We start from the raw sequence: 16,091 nt of genomic DNA on the forward strand, positions 1-16,091 counted from the left end.
CGCTGCTCGCCGCCGCGGAGGACGTCGATGTGCAGGACCGGTGGAGATCCTCACCGATCCTGCCGATGTGCAGGACCCTCCGTTCCCCGACTCGTCCGTCCCGCGGATCCTCTTTCACCCTCGTGTCCCACTTCTGGTTCTTCGACGGTGCCCTGAGCAACCAGAAGTGGGACACGGTGCTCGAGAAGTGGGACACGGTGGCCCAGAAGTGGGACATGGGCGGCCCGACAGAGACGGGCCGGTGGCGGGACGGGCCGGCCGGGTCAGGCGCGGCCGAGGCGGTCCAGGATCCAGGCGAGCTCGAACGCACGCTCCCGCCAGGAGCTGTAGCGCCCGCTCACGCCGCCGTGGCCTGCGACCATCTCGCACTTGAGCAGGACGTCCTGGGCCCCGGCATCGCGCAGCCGTGCGACCCACTTGGCGGGCTCCACGTAGAGCACCCGCGTGTCGTTGAGCGATGTCACGGCGAGGATGGGCGGATAGGCCGCGCCCTCCCGGACGTTCTCGTACGGGGAGTATGACTTGATGTAGGCGTAGGCCTCGGCATCGTGCAGCGGGTCGCCCCATTCGTCCCACTCGATGACGGTGAGGGGGAGGGACGGGTCCAGGATCGTCGTCAGGGTGTCCACGAACGGCACGGAGGCCAGGATCCCGGAGAAGAGCTCGGGGGCGAGGTTCGCCACGGCGCCCATCAGCAGCCCGCCGGCGCTGCCGCCCTCGGCGACGAGGCGGTCGGGCGCGGTGACCCCGGTGGACACCAGATGCCCGGCGACGGCGACGAAGTCGGTGAACGTGTTCTTCTTGTGCGCGAGCTTGCCGTCCTCGTACCAGTGCCGGCCGAGCTCGCCGCCGCCGCGCACGTGCGCGACCGCGAACACGACGCCGCGGTCGAGGGCCGAGAGCCGCATGACGGAGAACCCGGGGTCGATGGAGTGCTCGTACGAGCCGTAGCCGTAGAGGTGCACCGGGCGCGGCTCGCCGCCGTCGGTCGGGTCGCCGAACTCCCGTTTCCAGACGAGCGAGACGGGCACCCGGGTACCGTCCTCCGTCACCGCCCAGTCCCTGGCCTGCGCGTAGTCGTCCGGGTCGTAGCCGCCGAGGACGGGCTGGCGCTTGCGGAGGTGCAGCTCGCGCGTGCGCCAGTCGAGGTCGTAGACGGTGGACGGCGTCACGAAGGACCCGTACCCGAGCCGGAGGAACGGCGCAGTCCATTCGCCGTTGCCGCCGAGACCTGCGGCGTAGAGCGGCTCGGCGAACTCCAGCTCGTCGAGGGCGCCGGAGGACACGTCCATCAGCGCGATCCGGCTCATGCCCTCGCGGCGGTACTCCACGGCCGTGACGTCGCGGAAGGCGTCGACGCTCTCCAGCCGCCGCCCGGGGGTGTGCGGCAGGAGCACGCGCCGCTCGCCGAGGGGATCCTCCAGCGCGACGGCGACCAGCTCGAAGTCGAGGGCGTCGTCGTTGTGCAGGATGAGGAGCTCGTCCCGCCCGTCGACGACCGCGTGCTCGATCGAGTACTCCACGCCGTCCTTGCGCGGCCAGACCGGACGCGGGGGAGCGGTGATGTCGTCCAGATCGACGATCATCTCCTCGCTGGTGATGTTCGAGCCGATCCCGATCACGAGGAAGCGCCGGCTGCGCGTGATCCCCGCGCCGAGCCAGAACCGCTCGTCCGGCTCGTGGAAGAGCTGGACGTCGTCGGCCACGGGGGTCCCGATCCGGTGGAGCCAGAGCGTGTCAGGGCGCCAGGACTCGTCGACGGTCGTGTAGACGATCGACTGCCCGTCCGGCGTGAGGAACGCGCCGGAGGTGCCGGGGATCTCGTCCGGGAGCGTCTCGCCGGTGACGAGATCGCGCACGTGCACGGTGTAGCGCTCGTCGCCCTCGAAATCGGTGGACCAGAGCAGCCGGGTCGCGTCGTCCGAGACCCCGAAGGCGCCGAGCGAGAAGAACTCGTGCCCCTCGGCCTCGGCGTTGCCGTCGAGGAGGACCTCTTCGCCCTGGACCTCGACGCCGGGGTCGAGGACGGGCGGCGTCCAGTCGTCCGCGGAGGAGACACGGGCGCGGCACTGCAGGCCGTACTGCTGGCCCTCCACTGTGCGGCCGTAGTACCACCAGTCACCGCGTCGCGAGGGCACCGACAGGTCGGTCTCCTGCACGCGCTCCTTGATCTCCTCGAACAGCCGCTCGCGCAGCGGCGCGAGGTGGGCGGTCCTCGCGTCGGAGTATGCGTTCTCGGCCTCGAGGTGGGCGACGACATCGGCGTCATCCTTGGCGCGCAGCCAGTCGTAGGGGTCCTGGACGGTGTCGCCGTGGTGGGTGCGCGAATGCGCGCGGCGGGCGGCACGGGGCGGGGCGGGAAGGGAATCCGGACGTGCGTCGGATGCGGCGTTGGTCACCGCTCCACGCTATCCGACGAACCCAGTCCTGGCGTGGTCCGCTGAGTTGACCGGGCGGGACCGCGGTGGGAGGATGCACTGGGCCCGTTAACGGATGCTGAACCCACGGTGAACTCTTCGTTCGTCACGCCGATCCCGTCGGCACTGTCTGAGTCAACCCAACGGAAAGCGAACGGTGGAAACCGCAGCCCTCATCGTCGTGCTGGTGATCCTGCTGGCACTCTTCTTCGACTTCACCAACGGCTTCCACGACACGGCGAACGCGATGGCCACGCCGATCGCGACGGGGGCGCTCAAGCCGAGGACCGCGGTCCTGCTGGCCGCCGTCCTGAACCTGGTCGGGGCGTTCCTCTCCACGGAGGTCTCCAAGACGATCTCCGGCGGCATCGTCCGCGAGGACCAGATCGGGCACGGGATCCTCCCCTCGCTGATCTTCGCCGGCCTCATCGGCGCGATCACCTGGAACATGCTCACCTGGCTCCTCGGCCTTCCGTCCAGCTCCTCCCACGCGCTGTTCGGCGGCCTGATCGGGGCGACGCTGGTCGGGGTGGGACTCTCCGGCATCGACTTCGGGGTCGTGCTGTCGAAGGTCGTGCTCCCCGCCCTCATCGCTCCCGTGACGGCGGGCATCATCGCCTTCGCGGTCACCAAGATCGCCTATGCGATCACTCGGCGCTACGACGAGAAGCCGGACGGCCGGGACGGATTCCGCTGGGGCCAGATCTTCACGTCCTCCCTCGTCGCCCTCGCCCACGGCACCAACGACGCGCAGAAGACCATGGGCGTGATCACGCTCGCCCTGATCACGGTCGGGTGGCAGTCGGGTGCGCACCACGAGCCGCAGCTCTGGGTGATCATCGCCTGCGCGCTCACGATCGCGCTCGGCACCTACCTGGGCGGATGGCGGATCATCCGCACCCTCGGCAAGGGCCTCACCGACGTCAAGCCCGCGCAGGGCTTCTCCGCCGAGACCTCGACGGCGGCCACGATCCTCGCCTCCAGCGCCCTGGGCTTCGCCCTCTCGACGACCCAGGTCGCGTCGGGCTCCGTCATCGGCTCAGGCCTCGGCCGGCGCGGTTCGACCGTCCGCTGGCGCACCGCCGGCCGCATCGCGTTGGGATGGATCCTCACGCTCCCCGCCGCCGGCGGTGTCGGAGCGCTCGCCGCGGTTCTGGTGGTCTGGCTCGGCGGCTGGGGCGTGTTCATCGACGCGGTGCTGGCCGTCATCCTCATCATGGCGATGTTCCTGCGGTCGCGGCGCAATGCCGTCACCGCGCACAACGCGTTCAGCGAGGTCGCCGCCTCCGGCCACGCCGTCGAGGTGCCGGACGCCCCGCCGCCCACGCCCCGGCAGCGTCGCGTGCAGCGTGCGCGCAAGGCCGAGAAGCGCGCCGCACGGGAGGAGGGCCGATGAACGTGGTCATCGACTGGCTGTCCTTCGCCAAGGTCTTCGGCGCGGCCCTTGCCGGCGCCGTGATCGTCGTCGGCTTCTACGCCATGGGCCTGCGCCTGCTGGTCCGCTCGGGACGCGCGCCGGTGGTGAGTCCGGCGGAGTTCACCGACGCCATCACGGTCATCACCGAGAAGGAGGCGAAGCGGGCCGCCAAGGCCGCCGCGAAGGCGGCGAAGAAGAGCCCGCTCACCGAGGGGCAGAAGAGCGTCGCGCTCGTCGGGGCGATCGCCTGCTTCGCGGTGTGCGCGCTCGCCGTCGTCGCAGGGATCCTGCTCATCGTCGTCGGCTAGGGATAGCCTGGCGCCATGCCGCAGTTCGGTCGCTACGCCCCGCCTACGCACACGCTCGTCCACCTGAGCGATCCGCATCTGCTCGCGGGCGGGGAGCGCCTCGGCGGACGATTCGACGTCGACGCCTCCCTCGAACGCACGCTCGCCGCGATCGAGAGCGCGGCGGAGCGGCCCGATGCGATCGTCGTCACCGGGGACCTCGCGGACCTCGGCGAGCCGGACGCCTATCGCCGGCTGCGGGCGTCGGTCGAACCCGTCGCCGCGCGTCTCGGCGCACCCGTGGTCTGGGTGGCGGGCAACCACGACGAACGCCCGGCCCTCCGCGAGCACCTGCTCGACGCCGCGCCCTCCGAGGAGCCGGTGACCGGGGTGTGGGACCTGAACGGCCTGCGCCTGATCGCGCTGGACTCGACCGTGCCAGGATGGCACCACGGGGACGTGGACGCCGCGCAGAGGGCATGGCTGACCGAGATCCTCCGTGAGCCGGCGCCCCACGGCACGATCCTCGCGATGCACCATCCGCCGGTGCCCAGCCATCTGCCCTTCTTCGACATCCTGGAGCTGCGGCATCAGGACGAGCTGGCCGATGTGCTGCGCGGATCGGACGTGCGCGGCATCCTCGCGGGGCATCTGCACTACTCGCTGCACGGCTCGTTCGCCGGGATCCCCGTGAGCGTGGCCTCCGCCACCTGCTACACGATGGACGTCGCGAGCCCCGCGGAGAGCGTCAACGGCATGGACGCCGCGCAGTCGTTCCAGCTTGTCCACGTCCGCCCCGAGACCATCACGCACACGGTCGTCCCGGTGGTGGACGCGGTCCCCGCCGAGGTGTTCTCGCCGGAGTGGGTGGCGCGGATGGCGGCGCTCACCCCGGACGAGCGGCTCGACGCGTTCTCGCGGAAACCGGGGCGATGACCCGGTGGCGATAGACTCGACGCATCCCCTGAACCCCGTTCGCCACCACCCACAAGGATGTGTCCATGGCTGCCGATGCGCCTGCCCTGACCCGTACTGAGTCCGACTCCCTGGGAAGCAAGGAGATCCCCGCCGACGCGTATTGGGGTATCCACACCCTCCGCGCCGAGGAGAACTTCCCGATCACGAAGCGGCCGATCTCGGTCTATCCCGATCTCGTGCGGGGCCTCGCGATGGTGAAGCAGGCGAGCGCCAGGGCGAACAAGGAGATCGGCGTCCTCGACGCCGAGCGCGCCGATCTCATCGACGCGGCCGCGCAGCGCGTGATCGACGGCGAGTTCCACGACCAGTTCGTGGTGGGGGTCATCCAGGGGGGTGCGGGGACCTCGACCAACATGAACGCCAACGAGGTCATCACCAACATTGCGCTGGAGCTGGCCGGGCGCCCCAAGGGAGACTACGAGTTCCTGTCGCCGATCGACCACACCAACCGCAGCCAGTCCACGAACGACGTCTACCCGACGTCGATCAAGATCGGCCTCTCCCTGACGCTCCGATCGCTGCTGGACGAGCTCGACCTGCTCCGCCGCTCGTTCCTCGGCAAGGCGAACGAGTTCCACGACGTGCTCAAGGTCGGGCGGACGCAGCTGCAGGACGCGGTGCCGATGACCCTCGGTCAGGAGTTCCACGGCTTCGCGACCACCCTCGGCTACGACCACACGCGGCTCACCGAGAACGCCTCGCTGCTGTTCGAGATCAACATGGGCGCCACCGCGATCGGCACCGGCATCACCACGCACCCGGGCTACGCCATCGCGGTCCTCCGCCACCTCCGTGCGATCACGGGGCTGGACCTGGCCACCGCGGGCGACCTCGTCGAGGCGACGAGCGACACGGGGTCCTTCATGTCGTTCTCCTCGTCGCTGAAGCGCAACGCCATCAAGCTCTCGAAGATCTGCAACGACCTGCGCCTGCTCTCCTCCGGCCCGCAGGCGGGGCTCGGCGAGATCAACCTGCCCGCGCAGCAGGCGGGATCGAGCATCATGCCCGGCAAGGTCAACCCGGTGATCCCCGAGGTCGTCAACCAGGTCGCCTTCGCGGTCGTCGGCGCCGACACCACCGTCACCATGGCGGTCGAGGGCGGCCAGCTCCAGCTCAACGCCTTCGAGCCGGTCATCGCGCACTCGATCTTCCAGTCGATCACCTGGATGCGCCAGGCGATGTGGACCCTCCGCGTCAACTGCGTCGACGGGATCACCGCGAACCGAGACCGGCTCGGCGCGATGGTCGGCTCGTCGGTCGGCGTGATCACCGCCCTCACGCCCTTCATCGGCTACGCCGCCTCGGCGGCGCTCGCGAAGGCCGCTCTGCTCACCAAGCGCAGCGTCGCCGACCTCGTCGTCGAGGCCGGCCTCATGTCGCGCGAGGAAGTGGCCAAGCAGCTCTCCCCGGCGCGTCTGTCCGGGCTCGAGACGGTCACCGCGGCCATCCCGATCATCGCGGCCGAGGACCTGGCCGAGGGCACCCCCTCGACCATCTGATCCGCAAGGACCACCCGGCCCGCTCAGGGCCCTCTGATCCGCCCAGGACGCGGCGTCGGCGAACACTCGCCGACGCCGCGTCCTCGTTTTCCACGGCCACCATGTCGGGCCGATGCACCTCTGTCGGCCAGATCGGCCTCTACCATCCGACAGCGTTGCGATCGGCCGACCAGATGAGCGTCCAATCGGGCTTGCGACGACACAATCTAAGCGCTTAGACTCGCCATACGGGAGAGTTTAAGCGCTTAGATCATCGATGATCCCTGCGTCTCCCGGTCGACGATTCAAGGAGGAAGACGTGAAGACCAAGACCCTGCTGAGCGGACTCGCGGCATTGGTCGTCGTGCCGCTCGTCCTCAGCGGCTGCGGCCGCGCGGACGACGCGGCGACGAAGCCCTCGGGCGCTGCCGTCGTCGATGACGGCCCCGCCACGGGGAAGATCACCGTCTGGGCGATGGGCGCGGAGGGCGAGGCGCTCCCGGACTTCCTGAAGGCGTTCGAGAAGGAGAACCCGGACGTCGAGATCGACGTCACCCCGATCCCGTGGGACGCGGCGCACAACAAGATCCAGACCGCGATCGCAGGTGGCAACACGCCGGATGTGGCCATGATGGGCACCACCTGGATGGCCGACTTCGCCGACGCGTTCGCCACCGTCCCGGAGCAGATCCCGGACACCGGGTTCTTCGACGGCGCGCAGAGCACGACGATGGTCGGCGATCGCCGCGCCGGCGTGCCCTGGTACGTGGACACGCGTGTGCTCTACTACCGCACCGACATCGCGCAGAAGGCGGGATGGAACGCCGCGCCGACCTCCTGGCCGGAGCTCAAGCAGATGGCCTCGGACATGCAGCAGAAGGGCGGCTCGACCTGGGGGATGCGTCTCCCGGCGGGGAACGACTCGTTCCAGGGCGCCATGTGGATGCCCTGGTCCGCTGGCGCCGAGCTGATCGACGGCGGCTCCTGGACGCTCGACACGCCGGAGATGGCGAAGGGGCTGGACTATTACCAGAGCTTCTTCACCGACGGCATCGCAGACCCCAACGTCGACACCTCGCCCGGCGCCACCGAGGCGGAGTTCGTCGCGGGCACCGCGCCGATGGTGGTGGAGGGCCCGTTCCTCCGCGGCCAGCTGGAGGCCGTCGGCGGAGAGGGGTTCGCGGAGAAGTACTCCACCGCCGTGCTCCCCGCCGAGAAGGGCTCCGTCTCGTTCAGCGGCGGCGCCGACCTCGTGGTGTTCGACAAGAGCAAGAACGCCTCATCGGCATGGAAGCTCGTCGACTGGCTCAGCGAGCCCGCGACCCAGGCGGCCTTCTTCGAGGCCACCGGCGACCTCCCCGCGGCGAAGGCGGCGTGGGAGGAGCCCGCGGTCTCCGGCGACGCAAGCCTTGCGACCTTCGGCACGCAGCTGGAGACGGCCAAGGCGCCCCCGGTGACCACCAGCTGGGTCAAGGTCGCGGCGAAGGGCGATCAGGCGCTCGAGGCGCTCCGGAGGGGGAACGGGACCGTCGCGACGGTGCTCAAGGATCTCCAGGGCCAGGCGGACGCGATCGGACTGGACTGAGGTCATGACCGCAACGGCCATCGCTGCCGAAGGGGCGCGGGTCCGCGACGGCGGCCCGCGTCCCGGCGGACTGCACGCGCGGCGCAGGAGGCGCCAGGCGCTCATCGCCTGGGCCTTCTGCCTGCCGTTCGTCGCGGTCTTCGGCACGTTCATGCTCGTCCCCATCCTGGGGTCCTTCGCGATGTCGTTCACCGACTTCACCGCGCGCGACATCGGCTCGCCCTTCGCGGTGAACGCGGTCGGGATCCAGCAGTACCTCGCGCTCTTCTCCGACACGCGGTTCCTGACGTCCCTCGGCGTCACCGGGATCTTCGTCGTCGTCGGGATCCCGGTGACGATGGCTCTCGCCCTTGCCCTCGCCCTCGCGCTGAACAGCGGAAGAGGCCGGATCGTCTCGTTCTTCCGCGTCGGGTTCTACGCGCCGGTCGTCACGAGCATCGTCGCCGTCTCCGTGGTGTGGCGCTACATCCTCCAGCCGGACGGTCTCCTGAACGAGGCGCTCGGCGTCTTCGGGATCGACGGCCCGAACTGGCTCAACGATCCGGCGTTCGCCCTGCCGTCCCTGATCATGATGGCCGTCTGGCGCAACGTCGGCACGCTCATGGTGATCTTTCTCGCGGGGCTCCAGGCCGTCCCCGCCGAGGTCAACGAGGCGGCGACCATGGACGGCGCCTCGGCGTGGCGACGACTCGTCTCGGTCACGCTGCCGCTGCTCCGGCCCACTCTGCTCCTGGGCGCCGTGCTCATCTCGGTCGGCTATCTGCAGTTCTTCGAGGAGGCCTTCGTGATGACCAAGGGCGGGCCGTTGGACTCGACGCTCTCGGTCGCCTTCTACACCTACCAGCAGTTCGGATTCGGGGAGTACGGCCTCGCCTCGGCGGCGAGCTACGTGCTGTTCCTCGCGATCGCGCTGCTCAGCCTCCTGCAGTTCCGGCTGCTCCGTTCGAAGGACTGACGACATGTCGACGACCGTCGCCCCGGAACGCCCAGGGACCGCCACCCCGTCCGGCTCGGGCAGGCGCCGGCGACCCCGCATGGACAGGGGCCGTATCCTCACCTACACGGTGCTCGCCGTCGGCCTCGTCCTCTGGCTCATCCCCTTCGTCTGGATGGTGCTCGGGTCGGTCAAGACGCAGGGGGAGATCCTGCAGCGGCCGCCGACGTGGTGGCCGGAGAACCCCACCGGGGCGAACTTCGCCGAGTGGTTCGGGCCGCTGGAGTTCGGGCGATTCTTCGGCAACAGCCTCATCGTCGCCGTCGTCACCGTGCTCGGCAACATGGTGTTCTGCTCGATGGTCGGCTATGCGCTCGCCAAGATGGACTTCCCGGGCAAGAGGACGCTCTTCGCGATCGTGATGGTGACGCTCATGGTCCCGGGAGTTGTGACCTTCGTCCCGCTGTTCGTGATGGTGTCGGGCCTCGGCCTGGTGAACACCTTCCCCGGGCTCATCCTCCCGTTCATCACGGCGCCCATCGGGGTGTTCCTCATGCGGCAGTTCATGCTCGGGATCCCCGATGCGCTGCTGGAGGCCGCGCGCATCGACGGCGCGGGGGAGTGGCGGATCTTCGCACGGATCGTGATGCCGCTGTGCGGGCCGCCGCTCGCGACGCTCGGGATCCTCACCTTCCTGTCGTCGTGGAACAACTTCCTCTGGCCGCTCGTGGCAGCGCAGACCCAGGAGATGTACACGCTCCCCGTGGCCCTCTCGCTGTACTCCACCGGGCAGAACGCGACCGACTACGGCCTGCTGCTGGCGGGCTCCGTGCTCGTGATCGCGCCCATCCTCCTCCTCTTCGTCTTCCTCCAGCGGTGGTTCATCCGCGGCGTCGCGACGACGGGGCTGAAGTGACCACCGCCCCGACCACCGCGACCACCGCCCCGACCGCTCCGCTCGCCCTCCGACCAGAAAGCAGGTCCGCCATGACACCGACCCTCCACCGCTCGCCCGACGGCACGGCCTTCCGCGACCTCAACGGCAACGGCGTCATGGACCCCTATGAGGATCCGCGGCGGGGCACGGAGGATCGGGTCGCGGACCTGCTGTCCCGGCTGAGCCTGGAGGAGAAGGCCGGGCTGATGTTCCAGACGGTGATCGAGATCGGCGACGGCGGGGGGCTGCTGGAGGAGCCCGGCATGATCTCGAAGTCCCCGACCTCCGCGGTGGTGCTCGGGAAGCACATGAGCCACTTCAACGTCCACGCGATCAGGACCGCTCGCGAGGCGGCGCGCTGGAACAACCTCCTGCAGGGGCTCGCCGAGCGCACGCCGCACGGGATCCCCGTCACGATCAGCACCGATCCGCGGCACGCATTCGTGGAGAACACCGGCGTCGCCTTCTCCGCCGGACCGTTCTCGCAGTGGCCGGAGGCGATGGGACTCGCGGCGATCGATGACCTGGAGACGATCCGCGTCTTCGCGGAGACCGTGCGGCGGGAGTACCGCGCCGTCGGGATCAGGGCGGCGCTGCACCCCCAGGTGGATCTCCCGACCGAGCCCCGATGGGGTCGCCAGGGGCAGTCGTTCGGCTACGACGCGCAGCGGGTGGCCGAGATCGTCGGGGTGTACCTGGATGCGCTCCAGGGGGAGCGGCTCGGCCCGGACAGCATCGCCTGCACCACCAAGCACTTCCCCGGCGGCGGCCCGCAGCTCGACGGCGAGGACGCGCACTTCCCCTATGGGCGGGAGCAGGTCTATCCCGGCGGCCGGTTCGAGGAGCACCTCCTCCCGTTCCGCGAGGCGATACGGCGCGGGACCGCGGGGATCATGCCCTACTACGGGATGCCGATCGGCGTCGTCCGGGACGGCGTGCCGATCGAGGAGGTGGGCTTCGCCTACAGCCGGCAGATCGTCACGGGCCTGCTCCGCGAGGAGCTGGGGTACGACGGGGTCGTGCTGACGGACTGGGAGCTCGTCAACGACAACCACGTCGGCGATCAGGTGCTCCCCGCCCGTGCATGGGGCGTCGAACAGCTCACGCCACGGGAGCGGATGCTCCGGCTCCTCGACGCGGGCGCCGACCAGTTCGGCGGGGAGGAGTGCGTGGACCTGCTCCTCGACCTCGTGCGCTCCGGCGACGTCCCTGAGCCCCGGGTCGACGAGTCCGTCGCCCGGATCCTGCGGGTGAAGTTCGATCTCGGACTGTTCGACGACCCCTACGTCGACGAGGACGAGGCGGAGCGCGTCGTCGGAAGCAGCGAGCTGCGCGAGATCGGGCTGCGGGCCCAGGCGGAGTCGGTCACGGTGCTCGAGGACCGCGAAGGCCTGCTCCCGCTGTTCCAGGGGTCCCGGCCCGCCGTCTACGCGGAGGGCGTCCGCGACGATGCGCTCGCCGCATACGGGGACCGGGTCGCAGGACCCGAGGACGCGGATCTGGCGGTCATCCGCATCGGCGCGCCCTTCGAGCCCCGCGACGACCTCTTCCTGGAGAAGTGGTTCCATCAGGGATCGCTCGAGTTCCCGCCCGGCCTGGTCGTGCGGCTGGCGCGGATCGCGGCGCAGTGCCCCTTGATCCTCGTGGTGACGCTCGACCGTCCGGGGATCCTCACCCCGTTCGTCCCCGTCGCCTCGGTCCTCGCGGCGGACTTCGGCAGCTCCGACGAGGCCGTCCTGGCGGCTCTCGCCGGGCGGGTCTCGCGTCGCGGGCGGCTGCCGATCGAGATCCCCCGCTCGATGGACGCGGTGCGCCGCTCGCGGACGGACGTCCCGGACGACACCGACGATCCGGTCTACGCGCGGGGCTCGGGTCTGGCGCTGTGACGGCCGGACCGTGAGGCGTCAGTAGAATCGCCGGGAAGCGAGGTGCCATGTCGTCCAGCCGTCCCACCGTCTACGACGTCGCCGAGCGGGCGGGCGTCTCGATCGCGACGGTGTCCTTCGCCTTCCGCCGGCCGGAGAAGGTGCGTCAGGAGACCCGCGAGACCGTGCTTCGCGTCGCGAGGGAACTGGGCTACGTGCCCAGCGGATCGGCGCGGAACCTCGCGAGGGGCCGTACCGGCGTCCTCGGCCTGCACCTCTTCGATCTCCTCCTCGACGGCCCCCCTGAAGGGGCGATGCCCCGGGACCCGGCCGCGCACGCGGGGCTCCGCGAGCTGGACGCGATGGACCTGGACGGCGGCACGGTCGCGTGGGACGCCGCGGAGGACGCACGGCAGAGCCAGCCGCAGACCTTCCCCCTCTACGTCGACGAGGTCCAGCGCGGCTTCGTCCTGGAGTGCAAGCGCAACGGCCGCGCCGTCCTGCTCAGCACGGGCGGGACGGGGCCGTCCGAGATCGCCGACACCGCGGGCAGGGTCGACGGGCTCGCGGTGCTCCCCGGGGAGTCGGCGATGGCGTCCCTCGCGTCCGTCGCCGCGAACGTCCCGGTCGTGCTCCTGAGCACCGCGGCGGGCACGGGGCACCGGGTGCTCGTGGACAATGCGGCTGGCGAGCGGATGCTGGTCCGGCACCTGATCGACGTCCACGGCGTCCGTTCGCTCGGCTGGGTCGGCGCGCGGGCCGCGGACGACTACCGCGAGCGGATGGACGCCTTCTTCGGCGCCGTCGCCGAGGGCTCGCCGTCCACGACCGCCGAGGCCCTCGACGAGGTCGACCTCGAGCGCTCGCCGCTGTTCACGAAGGTCATCGAGCGGGCGCGTGCCGGCACCCTGCCGGACGCCCTGGTCTGCGCGAGCGACCAGATCGCGATCGCCCTGTTCGACGTGCTCGCCGAGCAGGGGCTGCAGGCGCCCCGCGACGTCCTGATCGCCGGCTTCGACGGGATCCTCGCCGGGCGCACGAGCACACCCACCCTCACCACGATCCGTCAGCCGATGGAGCTGATGGGACGCATCGCCGCCCACCTGCTGCTCACCGATCCCGGCGACGGCACGCAGGAGCCGCGCACCGTGCGGCTCGGCGTCGGCCTGCAGCTCGGCGGCAGCTGCGGCTGCGAGGGCTGAAGGCCCCCGTCCGGCGCGGAGCCGCTACGAGGCGGTCGGCGCGCCGTCCAGGATCCGGCAGTGGGTGGTCAGCTCGCCGATCCCGTCGATGCCGACGGTCACGGTGGAGCGGTCGCGCAGGAAGATCTGCGGATCGCGCGAGTAGCCGGCGCCCCCTGGGCTCCCGGTCGAGATGAGGGTCCCGGGGAGCAGGGTCAGCGACTGGGAGAGGTGCGCGATGAGGGTCGCGACCGATCGGACCATCTGGCCGGTCGTCGCGTCCTGGACGGTGTGCCCGTCCACGACGGCCCAGATGTGCAGGTCCTGCGGGTCGGGGATCTCGTCCGCCGTCACGACGACCGGACCCGTGGGGGTGAAGCCGTCGAAGGACTTGCAGCGCGACCACTGCGCCTCGGAGAACTGGATGTCCCTGGCGGTGATGTCGTTGACGACGGTGTATCCCCAGACGTGGTCGAGCGCGTCCGCGGCGGAGACGTCCTTGGCTGCGGCGCCGATGAGCACTCCCAGCTCCGCCTCGTAGTCCACGGACTCGCTGAGCGACCGCGGCCACGCGGTCGTCTCCTCGTGGCCGGTCAGGGAGTTGGGCCACAGGGTGAAGACCGTGGGGGCCGTGTCTGTCTTCAGGCCCAGTTCGCTGGAGTGGGCCGCGTAGTTGAGCCCGACGGCGAGGACGGCGGGAGGGGCGATCACCGCCGAGGCGAACGCGAGCCCGTCCAGCCGGCGGCGAGGGGCCGTCCCGACGGCGAGCGCCGCGCGGATGTCGTCGAGCAGCGCGTCACCGCCCTCGATGAGCTGTTGAAGGGAGGCAGGAGCAGGGTCCACGAGATCGGAGACGAGGATGGCATCGCCGGAATCGACAACCGCGAGGGAGATGGCAGAAGACTCGGGACGGCGCAGATGAGCAAACCGCATGCCTCTACGCTACCGGGGCGGGACCGCTGCCCGCGCGAGGCGCCCTCTAGGCTTTGTCCATGAGCTTTGGAGGACCCTACGACCCCGTGCGGCCGGAGGACGGGGCAGGCGCGCCCGTGGACGGGGCAGCCGGGTATGCGCCGCCGGTCTACGGCTCCGTCCTCGCCCAGCGTCCGGAGACGGCCGCGCAGCCCGTGTACCGCCCGCCGGCGCCGGTCCCCACCGTGCCGTCCCTCCCGGTGCCTGCGCGCCGGGGGCGCGCAGCGGTGATCTGGGCGCTGGGGCTCCTGGGCTTCGTGCTGATCGCGCTCGTCGGCTACTTCGTCGGGACGCTCGGCGCCGCCGCCTCCGTCATCGGCCTGGTGCTCGCCCTGATCCCGCTGGGGATCGTGCTGTTCGGGGTCAGGCTCATCGACCGCTGGGAGCCCGAGCCCCGTTCGCTCGTCGTCTTCGCCCTCGCCTGGGGCGCGCTCGCAGCGGTCGGGATCGCGCTTCTCGTCGATCTCGGGCTGACGACCCTCCTCGGGCAGCGCGACGACACGCTGACCTCGATCCTGCAGGCGCCGATCGTGGAGGAGGGGGCCAAGGGGCTCGGCGTGCTCCTGGTGTTCCTGATGGCCCGCCGCGCCTTCGACGGTCCGGTGGACGGCATCGTCTACGGCGCCCTGGTGGGGGCGGGCTTCGCGTTCACGGAGAACATCCAGTACTTCGCCGTGAGCCTCATCGAGGGCGGGGGACAGGACCTCACGGTCACCTTCGTCCTGCGCGGGCTCATGTCGCCCTTCGCCCATGCGATGTTCACCTCCCTCACCGGGTTCGCGATCGGCATGGCGGCGCGGCGGGGCGGCACGCTCGGCGCGGTGTCCTCGGCGGGCCTGGTCGGTCTCGTCGGCGCGGTCCTCCTGCACGCCTTCTGGAACGGGTCCTCGGTCTTCGGCGACTTCTTCGCCCTCTACCTGACCGCGCAGGTGCCGTTGTTCATCGGCTTCATCCTCGGGATCGTCGGCCTCCGGCGGGAGGAGTCGCGCCTGACCAGGGAGCGGCTCTCGGAGTACGCCGCCGCGGGCTGGTTCACCCCTCAGGAGGTGACGATGCTCGCCACGCCCGCCGGGCGCCGGGCGGGTCTGCAGTGGGCGAGGGGACTGCGCGAGGACCGCCGTCCGGTCATGAAGGCATTCATCAAGGAGGCGACGGCGCTGGCCGCCGTCCGGCAGCGGATCATCGGCGGACGGGACGCCGTCGCGATCCAGGACGAGCGCGCGCTGCTCCTGCGCGCCCAGGCGACCAGGGCCGAGCTGCTCGCCTACTGACTCCGGCCAGGCAGACTCAGCGCCCGGTGCTGCGGCGATGCCTGCATGTCTCCCGGGCGCTGAGTTGATCTGAGAACAGGGTGCACCCGCCCGCGTGGCCTGTCAAGGCCCGATCGGTCGGAACGCCGCACCGGGAGAGCGCACCGGGAGAGCACACCGGGAGGGCACACCGGGGGAGCGCATCGCGGGACGCCGGGTGTTCGCTGTGGGCTGGTGCGCCTGCGTTGACCCTCCCCGCCTCCTCGGGTTGGATGGAGGCATGACTGAGCGCACCAAGCCTGAGTTCGATGCCCCGAGCGGACCCGCCCCCACCGAGCTGGTCGTCCGCGACCTGATCGTCGGCGACGGCGATGAAGCCAAGCCCGGCGACACCGTCACCGTGCACTACGCCGGCGTCGAGTTCGACTCCGGCGAGGAGTTCGACTCCTCCTGGGGTCGCGGGGAGACCATCCAGTTCCCGCTGCGCGGCCTCATCCAGGGGTGGCAGGATGGCATCCCCGGCATGAAGGTCGGCGGTCGCCGCGAGCTCGTGATCCCGCCCCAGCTCGCCTACGGGCCCGCCGGCTCGGGACACTTCCTCGGCGGGAAGACCCTCATCTTCATCATCGACCTCGTGGCCGTCGGCTGATCGCACGCTGTTCGGGAGGCCCTCGTCGCATACCGCGACGGGGGCCTCCGTCTTGATCCCCGTCCAATTCTCCATGCACGGGAATACATTCAGTCGCATGTAAGTTGGAGTCCATGTCGCCGGACGGCGGCCACCGTCCGA

At 70.4% G+C, this 16,091-nt stretch carries 13 protein-coding genes; 11 read left to right on the forward strand and 2 right to left on the reverse strand.

Features of this window, described 5'->3' with window-relative positions:
* Positions 1 to 263 precede the first annotated feature (263 nt).
* Positions 264 to 2,399 carry a S9 family peptidase gene (locus J2Y69_RS16110; protein ID WP_310022632.1) on the reverse strand — a complete coding sequence of 712 codons (2,136 nt, stop codon included), beginning with the start codon at positions 2,397 to 2,399 and terminating at the stop codon, positions 264 to 266.
* A 175-nt stretch (positions 2,400 to 2,574) separates the two neighbouring features.
* Here J2Y69_RS16110 and J2Y69_RS16115 point away from each other — a divergent pair, with 175 nt between their 5' ends.
* The 9 genes from J2Y69_RS16115 to J2Y69_RS16155 all read left to right on the forward strand — a co-directional run bounded on the left by J2Y69_RS16115 (position 2,575) and on the right by J2Y69_RS16155 (position 13,100).
* Entirely contained in the window at positions 2,575 to 3,813 is a 1,239-nt protein-coding gene (locus J2Y69_RS16115) for an inorganic phosphate transporter (RefSeq protein ID WP_310022634.1), read from the forward strand.
* Positions 3,810 to 4,142, forward strand: coding sequence for a peptidase (locus tag J2Y69_RS16120; RefSeq protein ID WP_310022636.1), 333 nt, complete (start codon positions 3,810 to 3,812; stop codon positions 4,140 to 4,142). Before J2Y69_RS16115 ends, J2Y69_RS16120 begins: the two co-directional genes overlap by 4 nt.
* A 15-nt stretch (positions 4,143 to 4,157) precedes the next feature.
* Positions 4,158 to 5,057, forward strand: a complete 900-nt coding sequence (locus tag J2Y69_RS16125) for a phosphodiesterase (RefSeq protein WP_310022637.1) — start codon at positions 4,158 to 4,160, stop codon at positions 5,055 to 5,057.
* 65 nt (positions 5,058 to 5,122) lie between these two features.
* Positions 5,123 to 6,598 carry an aspartate ammonia-lyase gene (locus J2Y69_RS16130; RefSeq protein ID WP_310022639.1) on the forward strand — a complete coding sequence of 492 codons (1,476 nt, stop codon included), beginning with the start codon at positions 5,123 to 5,125 and terminating at the stop codon, positions 6,596 to 6,598.
* A gap of 298 nt (positions 6,599 to 6,896) precedes the next feature.
* A complete protein-coding gene (locus J2Y69_RS16135; RefSeq protein ID WP_310022641.1) occupies positions 6,897 to 8,162 on the forward strand; it encodes an extracellular solute-binding protein in 1,266 nt (421 codons plus the stop codon).
* A gap of 4 nt (positions 8,163 to 8,166) precedes the next feature.
* Complete coding sequence (locus tag J2Y69_RS16140; protein ID WP_310022643.1) at positions 8,167 to 9,117, forward strand: carbohydrate ABC transporter permease; 951 nt, start codon at positions 8,167 to 8,169, stop codon at positions 9,115 to 9,117.
* Positions 9,118 to 9,121: 4 nt separating this feature from the next.
* Positions 9,122 to 10,012: a carbohydrate ABC transporter permease gene (locus J2Y69_RS16145; RefSeq protein WP_310022645.1), complete on the forward strand. Its 891-nt coding sequence runs from the start codon at positions 9,122 to 9,124 to the stop codon at positions 10,010 to 10,012.
* A gap of 71 nt (positions 10,013 to 10,083) precedes the next feature.
* The gene (locus J2Y69_RS16150; RefSeq protein WP_310022647.1) at positions 10,084 to 11,919 is read left to right on the forward strand and encodes a glycoside hydrolase family 3 protein; all 1,836 of its coding nucleotides are present in this window, start codon (positions 10,084 to 10,086) and stop codon (positions 11,917 to 11,919) included.
* 47 nt (positions 11,920 to 11,966) lie between these two features.
* The gene (locus J2Y69_RS16155; protein WP_310022648.1) at positions 11,967 to 13,100 is read left to right on the forward strand and encodes a LacI family DNA-binding transcriptional regulator; all 1,134 of its coding nucleotides are present in this window, start codon (positions 11,967 to 11,969) and stop codon (positions 13,098 to 13,100) included.
* A 24-nt stretch (positions 13,101 to 13,124) separates the two neighbouring features.
* Here the strand turns inward: J2Y69_RS16155 and J2Y69_RS16160 are convergent, their stop codons facing one another.
* Positions 13,125 to 14,012 carry a fumarylacetoacetate hydrolase family protein gene (locus J2Y69_RS16160; protein WP_310022650.1) on the reverse strand — a complete coding sequence of 296 codons (888 nt, stop codon included), beginning with the start codon at positions 14,010 to 14,012 and terminating at the stop codon, positions 13,125 to 13,127.
* A gap of 59 nt (positions 14,013 to 14,071) precedes the next feature.
* Between J2Y69_RS16160 and J2Y69_RS16165 the strand changes: the two genes are divergently transcribed.
* Together J2Y69_RS16165 and J2Y69_RS16170 are read left to right on the forward strand one after the other, a co-directional pair.
* Positions 14,072 to 15,322, forward strand: a complete 1,251-nt coding sequence (locus J2Y69_RS16165) for a PrsW family intramembrane metalloprotease (protein ID WP_310022651.1) — start codon at positions 14,072 to 14,074, stop codon at positions 15,320 to 15,322.
* A gap of 259 nt (positions 15,323 to 15,581) precedes the next feature.
* A complete protein-coding gene (locus J2Y69_RS16170) occupies positions 15,582 to 15,950 on the forward strand; it encodes an FKBP-type peptidyl-prolyl cis-trans isomerase (RefSeq protein WP_310022654.1) in 369 nt (122 codons plus the stop codon).
* Positions 15,951 to 16,091 lie beyond the last annotated feature (141 nt).

The sequence above is a fragment of the Microbacterium resistens genome, from assembly GCF_031456305.1.
In the GTDB taxonomy this organism is placed as follows: domain Bacteria; phylum Actinomycetota; class Actinomycetes; order Actinomycetales; family Microbacteriaceae; genus Microbacterium; species Microbacterium resistens_A.